The 15,426-nt window shown below is 45.6% G+C and carries 15 protein-coding genes and 1 pseudogene; all 16 read left to right on the forward strand.

The features are described 5' to 3' along the window. The first annotated feature begins 26 nt into the window (after positions 1-26). The 16 genes and pseudogenes from MKX60_RS06000 to fliD all read left to right on the forward strand — a co-directional run bounded on the left by MKX60_RS06000 (position 27) and on the right by fliD (position 15,406). Positions 27-1,187 carry a sensor histidine kinase gene (locus MKX60_RS06000; RefSeq protein ID WP_042131343.1) on the forward strand — a complete coding sequence of 387 codons (1,161 nt, stop codon included), beginning with the start codon at positions 27-29 and terminating at the stop codon, positions 1,185-1,187. A 4-nt stretch (positions 1,188-1,191) separates the two neighbouring features. Further along, positions 1,192-1,914, forward strand: a complete 723-nt coding sequence (locus MKX60_RS06005; protein ID WP_042131342.1) for a response regulator — start codon at positions 1,192-1,194, stop codon at positions 1,912-1,914. Between the two features lie 237 nt (positions 1,915-2,151). Continuing rightward, positions 2,152-2,598: a glycosyltransferase family A protein gene (locus tag MKX60_RS06010; RefSeq protein WP_341059292.1), complete on the forward strand. Its 447-nt coding sequence runs from the start codon at positions 2,152-2,154 to the stop codon at positions 2,596-2,598. 652 nt (positions 2,599-3,250) lie between these two features. After that, positions 3,251-4,738 (forward strand): annotated as a pseudogene (locus tag MKX60_RS06020) (DEAD/DEAH box helicase); the annotation flags it as partial. After that, positions 4,735-5,553, forward strand: coding sequence for a ComF family protein (locus MKX60_RS06025; RefSeq protein ID WP_341059295.1), 819 nt, complete (start codon positions 4,735-4,737; stop codon positions 5,551-5,553). The pseudogene MKX60_RS06020 and the gene MKX60_RS06025, both read left to right, overlap by 4 nt. 168 nt (positions 5,554-5,721) lie before the next feature. Beyond that, positions 5,722-6,132, forward strand: a complete 411-nt coding sequence (locus MKX60_RS06030) for a TIGR03826 family flagellar region protein (RefSeq protein WP_042194629.1) — start codon at positions 5,722-5,724, stop codon at positions 6,130-6,132. Between the two features lie 102 nt (positions 6,133-6,234). Then, positions 6,235-6,519: a flagellar biosynthesis anti-sigma factor FlgM gene (gene flgM, locus MKX60_RS06035; RefSeq protein ID WP_042192418.1), complete on the forward strand. Its 285-nt coding sequence runs from the start codon at positions 6,235-6,237 to the stop codon at positions 6,517-6,519. A 12-nt stretch (positions 6,520-6,531) separates the two neighbouring features. Then, positions 6,532-7,032: a flagellar protein FlgN gene (locus MKX60_RS06040; RefSeq protein WP_042192416.1), complete on the forward strand. Its 501-nt coding sequence runs from the start codon at positions 6,532-6,534 to the stop codon at positions 7,030-7,032. 54 nt (positions 7,033-7,086) lie between these two features. Further along, positions 7,087-8,670 carry a flagellar hook-associated protein FlgK gene (gene flgK / locus MKX60_RS06045; RefSeq protein WP_341059296.1) on the forward strand — a complete coding sequence of 528 codons (1,584 nt, stop codon included), beginning with the start codon at positions 7,087-7,089 and terminating at the stop codon, positions 8,668-8,670. Between the two features lie 15 nt (positions 8,671-8,685). Continuing rightward, entirely contained in the window at positions 8,686-9,603 is a 918-nt protein-coding gene (gene flgL / locus MKX60_RS06050; RefSeq protein ID WP_341059297.1) for a flagellar hook-associated protein FlgL, read from the forward strand. 15 nt (positions 9,604-9,618) lie between these two features. After that, complete coding sequence (locus MKX60_RS06055) at positions 9,619-10,185, forward strand: DUF6470 family protein (RefSeq protein ID WP_341059299.1); 567 nt, start codon at positions 9,619-9,621, stop codon at positions 10,183-10,185. A 108-nt stretch (positions 10,186-10,293) separates the two neighbouring features. After that, positions 10,294-10,749, forward strand: a complete 456-nt coding sequence (gene fliW, locus MKX60_RS06060; RefSeq protein WP_341059300.1) for a flagellar assembly protein FliW — start codon at positions 10,294-10,296, stop codon at positions 10,747-10,749. A gap of 1 nt (position 10,750) precedes the next feature. Beyond that, positions 10,751-10,993, forward strand: coding sequence for a carbon storage regulator CsrA (csrA, locus tag MKX60_RS06065; RefSeq protein ID WP_339248693.1), 243 nt, complete (start codon positions 10,751-10,753; stop codon positions 10,991-10,993). A 242-nt stretch (positions 10,994-11,235) separates the two neighbouring features. Next, positions 11,236-12,906, forward strand: a complete 1,671-nt coding sequence (locus MKX60_RS06070; RefSeq protein ID WP_341059301.1) for a flagellin N-terminal helical domain-containing protein — start codon at positions 11,236-11,238, stop codon at positions 12,904-12,906. Between the two features lie 198 nt (positions 12,907-13,104). After that, complete coding sequence (locus tag MKX60_RS06075) at positions 13,105-13,503, forward strand: flagellar protein FlaG (protein ID WP_341059302.1); 399 nt, start codon at positions 13,105-13,107, stop codon at positions 13,501-13,503. Positions 13,504-13,519: 16 nt separating this feature from the next. Beyond that, a complete protein-coding gene (gene fliD / locus MKX60_RS06080) occupies positions 13,520-15,406 on the forward strand; it encodes a flagellar filament capping protein FliD (RefSeq protein WP_341059303.1) in 1,887 nt (628 codons plus the stop codon). Positions 15,407-15,426 lie beyond the last annotated feature (20 nt).

Raw genomic sequence — 15,426 nt, forward strand, 5'->3', positions numbered from 1 at the left:
ATTCGATAGAAAAGGGGCAAGCATCCGTGGAATTTCAAGCCGATGCGATTGATCGCGTCATTAAAAATACCATCGACGTGATGGAGAGCAGCAAGTATCAGATTTTTGAAATATTGCAGGTTGCGCGTGATGAACTTGCTGCACTCAACAAAGAACTGCAGCGGGTCATGGACGAAACGGATGAGACATTGAAAAAAGTAGACAAGCTGGAGCTGCAGTATCATCGCTCCAGAATCCGGCTGACAGAGGTCAGCCGGGACTTTGTCCGCTACTCGGAGAAGGATATCCGTATTGCCTATGAGAAGGCTACGGAGCTACAGCTCGAACTCATGATGACGCGTGAGCGAGAGGTCTATCTTCGATCAAGACGTGATGAATTACAAATGCGGGTGCGCAGTGTCGAAAATTCTGTAGAGCGCGCAGAGTCAATTGGTTCGCAAATGAGCGTAGTGCTCGAATATTTGTCGGGAGAACTAGGTCAGGTGACGAGAATTGTCGAATCTGCGAAGAACAGACAGATGATAGGACTCAAGATAATCCTGGCTCAAGAGGAAGAACGGAAGAGAATTGCCCGGGAAATTCATGATGGTCCTGCTCAAATGCTGGCGAATCTAGTCCTTAGGACGGAAATTGTAGAAAGAATGCTGGTAAAGCAGGAATTTGGGCTGGTGCAGGACGAAGTAATAGATTTGAAAGGACAGGTTCGATACAGCCTGGAAGAAATGCGTAAGGTCATCTTTAATTTACGACCGATGGCTCTCGATGATTTGGGATTAATTCCGACTTTGCGGAAATATGTGCATGATTTTGAGGAGAAGACGAAGCTGAGGACGACCTTGGAAACCAGAGGTCAGGAACATCGACTATCTTCAGCCATGGAGGCAGCGGTATACCGATTGGTCCAGGAAGCTTTGTCTAATGCAGCTAAACATGCCTACCCGAGTTTCGTATTGGTAGAGATTACTTACCAAGCGCAGTTAATTAAGATTGTGATTAAGGATAATGGATTAGGTTTTAATGTGCAGAAATTAAAAAATCCGCAGGGTAATCGTGAAAGCTTCGGGCTAGTAGGTATGCGGGAACGTGTAGAGCTGCTTGAAGGCAGAATGGAAATCATTTCAGCCGAGAATCAGGGGACAACAATCGTGATCCACATTCCGACGAACGTGGAGAAAGGGAAGGAGTAATGTGATGGAGAACTTAAACTCTACTAAAACGCCCATTAAAGTTCTTTTGGCGGATGATCATCAGCTTTTTCGTGAAGGGCTGAAACGTATTTTGAATATGGAGGAGGATATCGAAGTCATCGGTGAATGTGGTGACGGTATCCAGGTATTAGAGTTCTGTAACGGAACTAAGCCAGACATCGTACTAATGGATATTAATATGCCTATTGAGAATGGCGTGGAGGCCACTCAAAAACTGCGGGAAATGTTCCCGGAGGTTAAGGTAATTATTTTATCGATTCATGATGATGAGAGTTATGTGTTTGAAACCCTTCGTAAGGGCGCCAATGGTTACTTATTGAAGGATATGGAGGCCGAATCTCTTATTAATGCGATCCGTTCGGTCTGTGAGGGACACGCTTTTATTCATCCAAAGGTTACCGGAAAGCTAATCAATCAATTGCGGCGCATGACTTACCTTAATGAGACTGGAGTAGCTGCTGATACGGTAGTGAAAGAAGCTGGTGTTAAGTTTGTGGCCGGTGACAACAATCCTCTAACGCGTCGTGAAGCAGAAGTACTGCGGCTGATGGCGGAAGGTAAGAGTAACAAAATGATCGGTGAGTATTTGTTTATTAGTGAAAAAACGGTGAAAAACCATGTTAGTAGTATTTTGCAAAAAATGGAAGTTGATGATCGTACGCAAGCAGTAATCAACTCGATCAAGTATGGTTGGGTAACCTTATAAGATTATTTACAGATTTACGGTACATATAGGAATGAAATCAAGGAGAGCACAGCTTGTTCCTCTAAAATATAAGAAAGTATAAGTTTCACACCATACTTTATGTCTTATATTTCTCGCTTAAACGCTTACCGTCCTTGCAAGGACGCCGAAGGCGTTTATGCTTGACAGGAACTCTGGGCAGTCACCGACCTTTTGAAGCCGGCATATAGTGTTGGTATACAGAGGAGGTGCATCTCCATGGTAGCCCAGTTGATATGGATTGCGGCTGTTTATGTATCCGCTGCAGTGATTATTCATATACTGCATAATCGGCAGAAGGTGCGGCAGACACCGCAGTCCGTGAAATGGATTCATTATATTTTGATTACCCGCAATCATGCATCTGTTGTGGAATGGTACATTCGGGCGCTGACATTTCAAGCATTTTTAACCGGAAAACGATTTCGAGTAACGTTCATGGATGATGGCTCGAGCGATGGAACCCTTGGAATTGTTTCCAGGCTGGCTGATAGTGGCTGCTCTATCGATCTTGCAACAGCTATGTACACTTTTCAGGTGAGTGAAGAAGAGTTGCAGCAACAAGGGATTGTGGTAGACTTGCGGTTGTCAGGGCAGGCTGTTTCGTTGCCTTTTATGGGGATGGCAGGAAGTAGGGGATGCGGATCAAAGCGCGACAGATTTTAAGTAAATATGTGAGTAACGGGTGAAGCACACTCTCCAAGAAATGGAGGAGTGTGCTTTTTGCGTTTGGCGGTAAGGGGAGTGTTGTGGGGGAGAGTGATTTATGGTGAAAGTTAAGGAGGCGGATTTTATGCGAGCGGCTGTGTATGCCTTGGAATGTAGAGGGATCTGGAGTATTTGGATTTCTTTAGATCTTACAGTAGATAGATGGTGGTGGTCTGGCGCTGGACCGGAGCGTCAAGGCAGAGGCTTAGTAACGGTGGACAAGCTGGTCTTATTATCTCCTGTACTGCCGCTGGGGTGGGCGGTGAAGCTCCGCGATTATTTTAAACAAAGGGACGGAATGAGGAACTGGGGGGCTAAGGAGTGGGGTCAATACGTAAGCTGTGTTCTTGAGCCTGAGTTGAAGGAGGAAAGGGAAGCAGGAGGAATGGGAAAGGAAGAGTGCCTTAGTGATGGGGTATCGCTATGGCGACCTTATGAATTAGGTTGGGTAATAGAACAGGGTAAGAAGAACATTGATAGCAGAAGTTACAGTAGAAGAAATGATCTCGATTATGCTTTGCTTGAATCGGAGGCAGAACAACTATCATGGGCTGTGGCCGGCCGCTCTTTACTTCAGCCGGAAATAGAAGCGCTGCTGGCAGAGGGATTGCCAGCGCTGACAGGTCGTTGGCGCCAGGCGGCACAACTGGCGCATTTGCAGGGGCGGCTGCAGCTGACAGCCGCCGTGGGTAGTCACGCCCCGGCTGCGCACGGGGCGTGGGCCCGCCAGCTCCCTGCGGGCGCTGGCGCTCTGGCGCGTGCGGCGGCTAGGCTGCCGCACGTATTGTGGCGCGGCGCTGTCGCCCGCCGCGCGGTTTCGCGCTGCCTGCGCTGCGGCAGCGCTCCCACCGGCCGCACGGCATGCGCCGCGTGCGGCCTTATGGGCTGCGCCTATTGCGAGGCCTGCCTCGCACTTGGGCGCAGCCGGGCTTGCGCGCTGCTGCTGCGCAGCGCAGCGCTTCCGGCCGTGCGGTGCACGGCCGCCCTTGACCCCACCGTGGCCGCAGGCCGGTGGGGACTGAGCCCAGCGCAGGCGGGAGCCGCTGGCGCTGCGCTGGGTTTTCTGGCGGAGCGGCGTGAGCGCTCCGCCAAAACGTGCCCAGAGCGGTTCCTGCTCTGGGCGGTGACGGGAGCCGGGAAGACGGAGATGATCTTCCCGCTCCTAGAGGCCGTGCTCGCCACCGGTGGGCGGGCGCTCGTAGCGACGCCGCGACGCGACGTCGTACTCGAGCTTGCTCCGCGGCTCGCAAAAGCTTTCCCGGCGGAGACTCTCGCCGTGCTTTACGGCGGCAGCGCAGAACGCTGGGTGAGTGGTCGCTTAACGCTCGCGACCACCCATCAGCTGCTGCGCTTCCATCGAGCCTTTGATCTCGTTATCATAGACGAGCTTGATGCGTACCCCTACCATAATGATCCTATGCTGGCTTATGCCGCTGAACAAGCCTGTAAGGTAGATGGCTCTTTTATCTACTTATCAGCTACTCCACCACAAGAAATGCAGCGGTTGGTCCGGTTAGGCAGACTTCCACATGCGAGAGTACCTGTTCGCTTCCATGGTCATCCCTTGCCTGTGCCACAGCATCTGACCATGACATCCGTTCAAACATGCCTAAAGCGTGGGATGTTACCTAGATCTCTCATACATACGCTTCGTAAGTCGCTCGAGCGCGAGGCGCAAATCTTTTGTTTTGTGTCGCGTATTGCACATATTGAAGGATTACTGGTTCTGCTTCGTCGGAGCTTTCCCGGCGTAGTTATCGAGGGTACTTCCTCCAAAGATTCCTTCCGGGCAGAGAAGGTAACTGCTTTTCGCGACCGGGCTATCTCCCTATTAGTAACGACTACGATTCTGGAACGAGGAGTTACAGTCCCACGCAGCGATGTATTTATTTTGGATGCGGATAGCGATCTTTTTGACGAAGCCTCCTTGGTTCAGATGGCTGGACGTGCCGGGCGATCTAAGGATGATCCTGCTGGGCGTGTTGTATTTGCCTCTTCCCAATGGACCCGATCACAGCGAGGAGCGATCTCCCAAATCCGTACTATGAACATCATCGCTCGCCGCAAAGGATACATTAGCAAGGAGGCGCCGAGATGAGCTCTCTGTTCTCATGGTTAACCAAATCTCGGGCACTCTTGTCCCCTTCCGTAACTCCATGCTTAACCTGCGGCAAGCGTAATCCTGGATCCTCACAATTTCCTGGAGTTTGCAGAATATGCGTAGAATCCATTCCTTGGATAAGTTCCCCTCGTTGCATGAAATGTGGTCGGCATGTGGGCTGTCTTGACTGTACCCGCAGTAGTGAACCGTCACCGATTATTTGTAATCGGAGTGCAGTGGCCTACACTAGTGTTATGCGAGAATGGTTGGGTCAGTATAAATATCGCGGGAATGAACGGTATGCCCCTTTACTAGGCCTCATGCTGGATAGAGCCTATCTAACCCTAAAAAAAGAGAAGCAGAGCGCTCTTTTATCCCGAAAACCATCCATCATCCATCGTTCTTGGTCTGCTGATTTGTTAGTGCCAGTGCCTGTCAGTGATGCCCGGCTTATGGAGCGAGGATTTAATCAAGCGGAAAGATTGGCGGATGTGCTGTCTAGACGTAGAAAGGTCCCACAGCTTCCGCTGCTAATCCGTACACATCATACGGGAAAACAGAGTTTTAAGAGCCGAGCGGAACGACTAACGGATATGAAGCACGCTTTTGCGGAGAATCCGGCAGTAACAACACAATTTGCGGATTGGATGAATAGTGAGGTATCTCTAAATCGTCCTCTTCGGATTATTATTGTTGATGATATTTATACAACGGGCAGTACCATTCGTGCGTGCGCTGAGATCATACAACAAATGGGTTCAGATTATGGTTATACGGTAGAGGTGTATAGCCTAACTTGGGCACGTTCCTGAGGAGAGCGAAATGCATGATTGTGAACAGCCCATTCACTTTTTGAAGAGATCCATGCCCGTAATAGCGTTTCTTCCGTCCCATAGACGAATTCTTTGCAATCATGTAATCTAGGAGCATAAGGATATTATGCGTTGTACAGAATGTACGGAGAGGAGCGGCTGCTTGTTATGAATCTAGACAATTGTCCAAGGTGCGGCCGGTTGTTTGTTAAGAATCTTATGGGGTTGTGCCAGCCTTGCATCAAAGAGCTGGAGCATGAATATGAGATCTGCGTGGATTATTTGCGGGAAAACAAAGGAACCAACATTCAAGAGCTGTCCGATGCTACGGGAATTTCGATTAAGGAGATCACCCGCTTTATTCGAGAGGGCCGGATATCTATAGCAAATGCTCCTAATATGATGTATCCCTGCGAGGTGTGTGGAACGCTGATTCGCGATGGGCATATGTGTGATAGTTGTCGTACTCGGCTCAGGAAGGATCTCAGCAATGCCGCAAAGGAAAGTGCTGCTGAGGATACTACCAAAAAGACAACAGACGGTGCATATCGTGCCATAGACAAATTGCGTGGCCTATAAAATCTGCAAAAAAACGTTTGCAGCTATAAAGTATGTTTCAGTCTACGCCGATAAACTTAGTAAAGATTATCGGCTTTTTTATATTAGAAGGAAGGTGAAGTTATGAAAATTAACGAGACCGGACGAATTAACGCGATGAATCCGTATCAACGCAGCGCGGATGCGCAAAGGCAGGAACAAATGAAGAAAAGTTCACGCAAGGATGAGGTTTCGATCTCTGATGAAGCAATTCAGCTCTTGCAAGCACAGAATTCTGGTAATGATGCTGAACGTGCACTTAAGATCGACAGTTTGAAGCAACAGGTCTCCGCAGGTACCTATCAAGTAGATGCAGCTAAGCTAGCAGAGAAACTCGCCCCTTACTTTAAGCAATCCTCCGAGAATTAGGTGAAACCATCCATGGCATTGACGACATTAATAGAACTATTGGAGCGGCTGGACGAAGTGCATAATCAAATGCTGGAGCTGGCCGCTGAGAAAAAACAGACGATTATGGACAACAAGGTGGATGCATTAATCGACATCCTGAACCGTGAGTCCAAGTTAATGAAACTGATTGGACAGCTCGAGGAACAGCGAATCGCGGCGGCATATACCGTTCTGCAAGGCGTAGGTATTCGTTCCAACCTGAACCTGAACCTAACTGAGCTGTCCAGACTTATATTTGACCCTGAAGACAAGGCACGACTGCTGCATATTCAGCAGAAGCTTTCTGGCACTTTGCACCGCTTGAAAGAAGCAAATGAGCTTAATCAGAAGCTGATAGAGCAGTCGCTTACTTTTATAGATTATTCTTTGGATCTGCTGGTCGGAAGACCGAATCAGGATATCACTTATCATCGTCCGTCCGATAAGGGCAATGGCGTAAATCGGTCGGGGATTTTTGATGCACGAGGCTAGAATTGTACTGATGAAGTGTTCTGTCAGAGCAGAACATAAGGAGGAGTAAGCAGCATGACATCCACATTTCACTCGATAGAGACGGCGAGACGCAGCCTTTTTACTCAGACCGCAGCTCTTAATACGACTGGACACAATATCGCAAATGCGAATACCGAGGGTTATACTCGTCAACGTGTAAATATGAAGGCTGCTTTACCTATTGAAGCGTACGGATTTAATAAATCTACCGTTCCTGGTCAAATGGGTACAGGGGTGGAATTCTCATCTATCGATCGGATTCGGGAAATGTTTCTGGATGATCAGTACCGTGGTGAGAATTCTGCATTTGGTAACTGGAAACTTCAAGCAGATACCCTCTCTAAACTAGAAGCGATTGTTAACGAACCATCGGATACAGGTATTCGTACAGTTCTAGATAACTTCTGGAAATCATGGTCTGACCTTAGTAAGAACCCTGAAGATCCTACTGCTCGTAAGATTGTAGTGCAAACTGCACAATCTCTGACCGATGCCATGAATTATATGAGCACGCAATTAGATAATCTCGATCGGGATCTAGCTACTAATATTGACGTTAAAGCAAAAGAGGCTCAGGGCTACCTGACCGCTATCGCAGATCTGAATAAATCGATCTATAAGATCGAAGGTATGGGCGATCAAGCGAATGATTTACGCGATCAACGCGATCTGATGGCAGACAAGCTATCCAAGATTGCTAATATTACCGTCGTGGAGACAGAAGCTGGTTATAACGTTTCTCTGGGTGGACAGCCACTGGTAGAGGGTGGAGAAGTTACTGCAAACGTAGATAGTGCATTTCTTAATAATGCTTATGCCGCTGGAACTTTGAAGGGCGGCGAGGCTTACGGAATGATATTCTCCAAAAATACTTATGTTACTGACTACAAGAAACAACTTAACGATATGGCTAGTACGATTGCTACTGGTGACGTTGAAATTACTATACCGGCAGGTTCCAATCTTCCTGAGGGTACCATGTTAACTAATGATGCTAAGATTACTCAAGCGGATGGTACTGTAGTTACTTTGGCCGCTGGTCAGGCAATGCCTAAGGGAGCAACGATGTATGAGGACGCTAAAACCATTGTCAAAGGACTGAACGGACTTCACAAGTTAGGTTATGCGATGGATGGAAGCTCAGGTCGTGATTTCTTTGTAACCTCTGGTGACGCTGGAACTATCAAGTTGAATCCGGAAATTGCTGCAGATGTTAACTTATTCGCAACCTCATTGCGCACTACTGTAGATGCAGCTGGCAACACACAGGTCGTTAAAGGAAATAACACCCTGGCGCTCTTGCTGACAAACCTGAAGGATAGTAAATTCACTACGCCCGACGGTAAAGTTAGCAATACTGTGGGTGGGCTTCTAGGCTCTATGGTTGGCCAATTGGGTATTCAATCGCAGGAGGCAGCGCGTCAAACTGATAACTCAGATTATCTGGTAGAGCAGGTTAACTCCCGTCGGCAATCTGTTAGCGGAGTATCGCTAGATGAAGAAATGTCGAATATGCTAGTGTTCCAGCATGCTTATAGTGCCGCAGCACGTTTTATGACTACTTTTGATGAACTGCTCGACAAATTGATTAATTCCACCGGCACAGTCGGCAGATAAAAGGAGATATAGCGTATGTTGAGAGTAACCTCTAACATGATGAATTCACAGCTTCTGCTTAACCTAAACCGCAATGCACGTACAATGAACGACACACAATTACAGCTTTCAAGCGGACAAAAAATCAACAAGCCTTCCGATGATCCGGTAGGGATTACGTATTCCCTGCGCTATCGGGCGGAGCTTTCATCTAATGAGCAATATACCAAGAATGTAGATAGCGCTCTTTCATGGCTAGATTATAATGATACCGTCCTAGGTCAAGCGGGGGATGTTGTTCAAAAGATTCGAGAATTGACCGTACAAGCCTCAACAGGTAGTAATCCACAATCCGCACTCGATAGTATCAATTCAGAGGTTATGCAGCTGAAGGAACAGCTTGTGGATATTGCTAACAGTACGCTGAACGGTAAATATATTTTTAATGGTGAGCAATACAACACGAAGCCTTATGATTTCGTTAAAGGTGCAGATGGTACATACGATGTATCTAAGCCGATTACTACGGATACTGGGCAGATTCAGTTTATCGTAGGTGAAGACGTGCGTATGCCTATCAGTACGACTGGTAATGAGATATTCGGTAATACGGGTGATACTGACAATCTGTTTGCAATTATTAATAATCTTTCAGCTGGGTTAAAGGCTGGTGACCTGAAGGTTGTATCGGGTCAATTGGATGTACTCGATACGCGTATGGAGACGATTTTGTCTGCACGTTCCGAGATAGGGGCAAAGACTAACCGTGTTGAATTGATGCAGGATCGGCTTAGTGATTTAAATGTAAACTTAACCGATCTCCAAGCGAAGACAGAAGATGCAGACTACGAAGGTTTGATTATGAACTCTAAGATTCAAGAGAATATCTATAATGCCTCCTTATCTGTAGGTGCGAAGATTATTTCAACATCTCTTGTGGACTTTATAAGATAACGGAGGTGGTTCTCGTTGCTTCAGCCGATACTGCAAATCCGTCAGACACCTGCTGTAATTGGAATTGATGCTGATCCGGGCACATACTCAATAACCCAGCCAAAGGCTGAGGTCAATGTTACAACCACTCCGGGGCAATTAACGGTTCAATCCACTCGGCCTGAGCTTACTGTAGATCAATCTCGAGCATGGGAAGCTTATAATGGCGGGAAGATGCTCGATATGAATAGACGGATTTACTCTGGAATTCAGCAGTTGTATCTTCAGGGCATTGCTAGAAAGGTCGAGCAAGGGAATCGTATGGCTCAGTTTTTCAGACCTGGTAACACAATTGCAGAAGTTTACGGCACGGATACCCAGCCCAACTCGTTTCCTGAGATTCGCGGTCCAGCATCATATGACAATGTAGATATTCATATCGAAACGAGAGCCCCGCAAATCGAATTTCGAGCCGCGAAGGTGGATATTCAGGTGGAGAGACGTAATCCGCAAATTGAATATACCCGTGGAAAGTTAAACATATATATGCAGCAATACGCTTCGATTCAGTTTATTCCACCAGAATTGAATGTTCAATTGTAGCTTCATAAGCTATAGATGTGCCGGAAAGCGCCTCTATAGCTTTTGTGCTATATATAATGTAGTACAATTTCGTAAGAAGCTAGTTTTGCACAGCAAAACTTTTGAGGAGTGAACAACTTGATTATAGAAACACTATCTTGGGGCAAACTGGAAGTAGATAAGGAGCAGTTATATCATTTTCCTAAAGGAATCCCTGGCTTTGATGAAGAAACTGATTTTGCTTTGATCATGATGGCGGAGACACCTTTTTGGTATTTACAGTCAGTAAAAAGTAAGGGACTGTCCTTTCTTTTGGGTGATCCGTTTGCTTTTTATCCAACTTATGAATTTGAACTGCCGGACGATGAGGCTGAAGAGTTAGAGATTAAATCGGATGTGGTCGTCCGTTGTATTATTACTTTGAAAGAAAATGTTGAGCAGTCTACGATTAACCTCCTTGCTCCTATTGTATTGAATCCGGTAGGGAACTTTGGTAAACAAATCGTGCTGCATAAAGCGCCTTATCATACGAAACATAGCCTACTGCAAGAGCAGTCGGTTATCGATGGAAAGGATGGTGGGTGATATGCTCGTACTTTCCCGCAAAAAAGGGGAGTCCATCGTCATCCAAGATCAGATAGAGCTGACGATCTTAAGTGTGGATGGTGATACGGTAAAGGTTGGTATTTCCGCGCCGAAGCATGTCGATATTTTTCGAAAAGAGGTTTATCTATCGATTCAAGAAGCCAACCGTGAGTCCGTTGCTCCACAGCAGACAGATCTGAATGCATTGATCCATCGTCTTCGTGGTGTAAATAAGAGTGATTAATTGACATATCATGTATACAGAATCCAGAACCTGGGACTGCTTAACCGCGGACTCGGGTTTTTATTTGTGTTTTGGAGAATTTCTCCAAGAAATTTCAAAAAAAATTCGAAATGCTCTAAACAGTTGGGTGCATGCCGTCGATATATGTAGTAGACGCTGACCCGGCAGGGCGGCCGACCTTAATGGATCGGCGTTTACCACATGGATGTGGAACTAACTTAATTTCAGGGAGGAAATATCAAATGATTATCAACCACAATATCGCGGCGTTGAACACTCACCGCCAACTGACTACTAACACTGCAAACACTAACAAAAATATTGAGAAATTGTCTTCCGGTCTTCGCATCAACCGTGCAGGTGACGATGCTGCTGGTCTGGCTATCTCCGAAAAAATGCGCGGTCAAATCCGCGGTTTGGATCAAGCTTCCCGTAACGCTCAAGACGGTATCTCTTTGATTCAAACAGCTGAAGGTGCATTGAACGAAACTCACAGCATCCTTCAACGTCAACGCGAATTGGCTAACCAATCCGCAAACGGAACTAACACTGATTCTGACCGTCAAGCGTTGCAAGACGAAATGAACCAATTGACTTCCGAAATCAACCGTATCGGTAACACTACTGAGTTCAATACTCAAAAATTGCTTAAAGGTGACGGACAAGCGAACCTTACTGGTACTGGTGTAGCTAAAGATGGTTTTGTTAGTGGTGGTAAAACTGATCATGTTCAAGCAACTCAGACACTAACTCTAATCGAAGGTAAAACAAACGATGAAATCTCACTAACAATTAACGGTCAAGAAGTTAGTTATAAGCTTACTGCTGATGACCAAGCAGCTATCACAGCTGGTGCTGATGCTGCTGCTAAAGCTGCAGCTACTGCTACCGCATTTAGAGCTGGACTGCAAAAAGCTATTGATTCTAACGATGTACTCAAAGGAAGCTTTACAGTTGGTGGAGCTACCGATAAAGTTAAGATTGATGCTGTTGCAGTTGGAAGCGGTGGGAAATTTGATGGTGCACAAGGCAATATGTCCGCAGCGAAAGTTACTACAGGCGGCACAACTGGTCTTATTGGTGCAGGTGCTTTAGCTTCTGTTGGAACAACAACACACACTCAAGCTACTGGTACGCTAGATTTTTCAGGTCTTGCTAATGCAACAGATGTAGCGAAACTGGCTGGAACTGGAATTACGATCAATGGCGAGCAAATTGAGTTTTATGATGCAACTAAAGGCGAATATAAAGGTTCTGCAAAAGGTGTGAACATTAGCGGTGCAGCTGATGGTGATGCTGTTGCAAAGGCAATCGTTGATACTCTGGGAAGCAAAATCGATGGAGTTACATTAACTAATGCTACTGGTGTACTTACTGTAACTGCAACTGCTAAAGGCGCAGCTGGCAACGGCATTATTTTGAAAGATGGCGGAGTTCAAAAAGACTTCGAAACTTCTTTCCAAATCGGTGCTAACACTGGTCAATCCATGAGCTTGGCGATTGGCGACATGCGCGCTTCTGCTCTGGGTATCACTGGTAAAGCTGGCGATGCTGGTTACACTAAGGCTAACACTGTAACTGACGGAACTAACAATGTGAATGCTGAAGCTGCTCTGAACATCTCCACTAAAGAAGATGCTTCTGCTGCTATCGCAATTCTGGATAAAGCTACTGCAACTGTATCCAGCTCCCGTTCTAAACTCGGTGCTGTTCAAAACCGTTTGGAGCACACAATCAACAACTTGGGAACAGCTTCCGAGAACTTGACTGCTGCTGAATCCCGTATCCGTGACGTTGACATGGCTAAAGAAATGATGCAACAAACTAAGAACAACATCCTTGCACAAGCTGCACAAGCTATGTTGGCTCAAGCTAACCAACAACCACAAGGCGTTCTTCAATTGCTTCGTTAATTTTAAAGTCAACCTCTATAGTTTTAAAAAAAGGACCTTGGATTTTTTCCGAGGTTCTTTTTTATGAACATTTATGATTATTATATAAACTTCAGAATTCCGGGATTTTTTCGGGTTTATCTTTCTTAAGTCCTAAATTATCCCTAAATATAACCGATATAAAGAGTATAAAATGAGCGTTGGTGGAGGTCGGGGTTTATGAATGTACAGTTTTCTCTTTCTGCTAGTTCTATTAGTTCCGTAACAAGTGCACAAGGTGTATCTGAAGCAACGTCCAGTACTGCATCGGTATCATCCGCAAGTCAAGAAACTCCTATCCGGAATGCTAAGGATATGAGTTTGAGAGAGAAACAAGGTGTAAATGTATCAGTTGCGGAGGGACAGCTCATTCGTACCATTGAACGGGCAGTGAAATCTTTACAGGGACCCCAGACTACGCTGGAGATCAGCATCCATGAGAAGACGCATGATATTATGGTCAAAGTGCTTAATAAGGATACCGGTGAGCTTATTCGCGAAGTCCCTCCAGAGAAGACTCTGGATCTCGTAGCTAGTATGATGGAAATTGCCGGAATACTTGTAGACGAGAAAATTTAGTATAGGAGGTGTTGTTTTGGTTACACGTGTAAATGGATTTTCAGGGATGGATATCGATAGTATGGTTAAGAGCATGATGGCCGCCAAGAGGGTGCCGCTGGACAAACTTAATCAAGACAAGCAGCTCCTGCAATGGCAAAGGGAAGGATACCGGGAATTGAACAGCAAGCTGTACGATTTCCGGACAAATAAATTAATCACCAAGTACGGAGGGAATGCTGCGCTCAACGCTCAGAAAGCTGTGGTTACTGGAAATACAACAGCTATTAAAGCTGAAGCTTTGGCAACAGCAAACGGAGTGGATATGAAGGTCAGTGTTACCCAACTGGCAACAAGAACGACGTACGAAACCCCTGGCTTGGGACAGGGGAAACCCGCTACAATGTCTCTGGCTTCACTAGATGGTGTTGATCTCTCCAATATGTCTGAAACTGATAGAACTGAATATTTGAAAAAGGGCTTTGATATCAGCATTAACGGTGAAACGTTCAAAGATAAAGATGGAAAGTCCATCTTTAACGGTCTGACTTCAATTTCAACATTAGTGGCAACGATTAACTCTTCCTCCAAAGCAAATGCTATTGCGAGCTATGATGAAATTACGGGCAAGCTAACAATTGCCTCCAAGACCAGCGGTAAAGATGGTATTGTAACAATGGGGACGCCTGCAAGCAGTAATACATTGCTGGGTCTGTTCTCGAAGAGTAATCTTAATGTGGTGGAATCTAATAAACTTACGGGCGTTACTACTGCAACTACAGTAACTGAGTTAATAAATAAAAGAGACGGTACCTCCCTAGTTGATGCTGATGTGAAAGACATCAAGTTTACTATCAATGGCAAGGAGTTAGTAGTTAAAGGTTCAGATTCTATTGCTACCATTATGAGTACAATTAATGGTGCGGGTGCCAAAGTAAACGCAAGCTTTACTACAGATGGAACCTTGAAGCTTGTTGGCGATTCTGGGGGCGACGTTAATCTCGGTGGAGATTCATATGGATTTATGAAGCTCTTTAATGGAAGGCAGTCAACTCCTGCAGATGATAATTCCATTAAAAAGACCATAGATGGGGTAAATGCTAAAGTATCTATCAACGATGTAGAAATTGATAATGTTAACAGTAATACGTTTACTATTAATGGTGTTCAGTTGACGTTGCAAGAGTTGACAAAAAAAGATGCAGCTTCTGCTGATATTCCAGTTATTATCAAGACGCAGACAGATCCCGATAAAGCTGTGGAGACCATCAAAGGGTTTATTGAGGATTACAACAGCTTGGTCGTATCTTTGAATGCGAAAATCGATGAAGCTAAATATCGCGATTTTAGACCTTTGACAGATGAACAAAAGTCTGCATTGAAAGACGATGATATTAAGACTTGGACAGAAAAGGCTAAGAGCGGTCTGCTTAAGAATGATGATATTATTAAATCTGTATTGTCCGAAATGCGCGCTATTATCACTGAGAAGCTGGGACCACTCAGTACACTAGGAATTACAACCGGAAATTATATGGAGAACGGTAAGCTTATAATAAAAGATGAGGGTAAGCTGAAGAGCGCAATCAGTGCTAATCCGCAGCTAGCCATGGATTTATTGCAAGGGCCAGCCAGTGCCCCTAAAGAAGGAATATTGGATAAAATGGCTGATAAAATATCGGTTGCTATTGATAAGATTTCTGAGCGAGCTGGCACAAATAGATTCTCTATGGACCTTACCAGTACCTTCAAAGAAGAAAGTGTAATGGGTAAGAAGATGAAGCTCTACAACACTCGTATAACTTCAATGCTGACTATGTTAAATAATGCCGAAACACGCTATTACAAGCAGTTCTCAGCCATGGAAACGGCAATGAACAAGTTACAGTCACAGTCTAACAGTCTTTTCTCCACATCCAGCTAAGATAATTATAAAATAGAGGG

This window comes from Paenibacillus sp. FSL R5-0914 (genome assembly GCF_038004525.1).
Lineage (GTDB): Bacteria > Bacillota > Bacilli > Paenibacillales > Paenibacillaceae > Paenibacillus_AQ.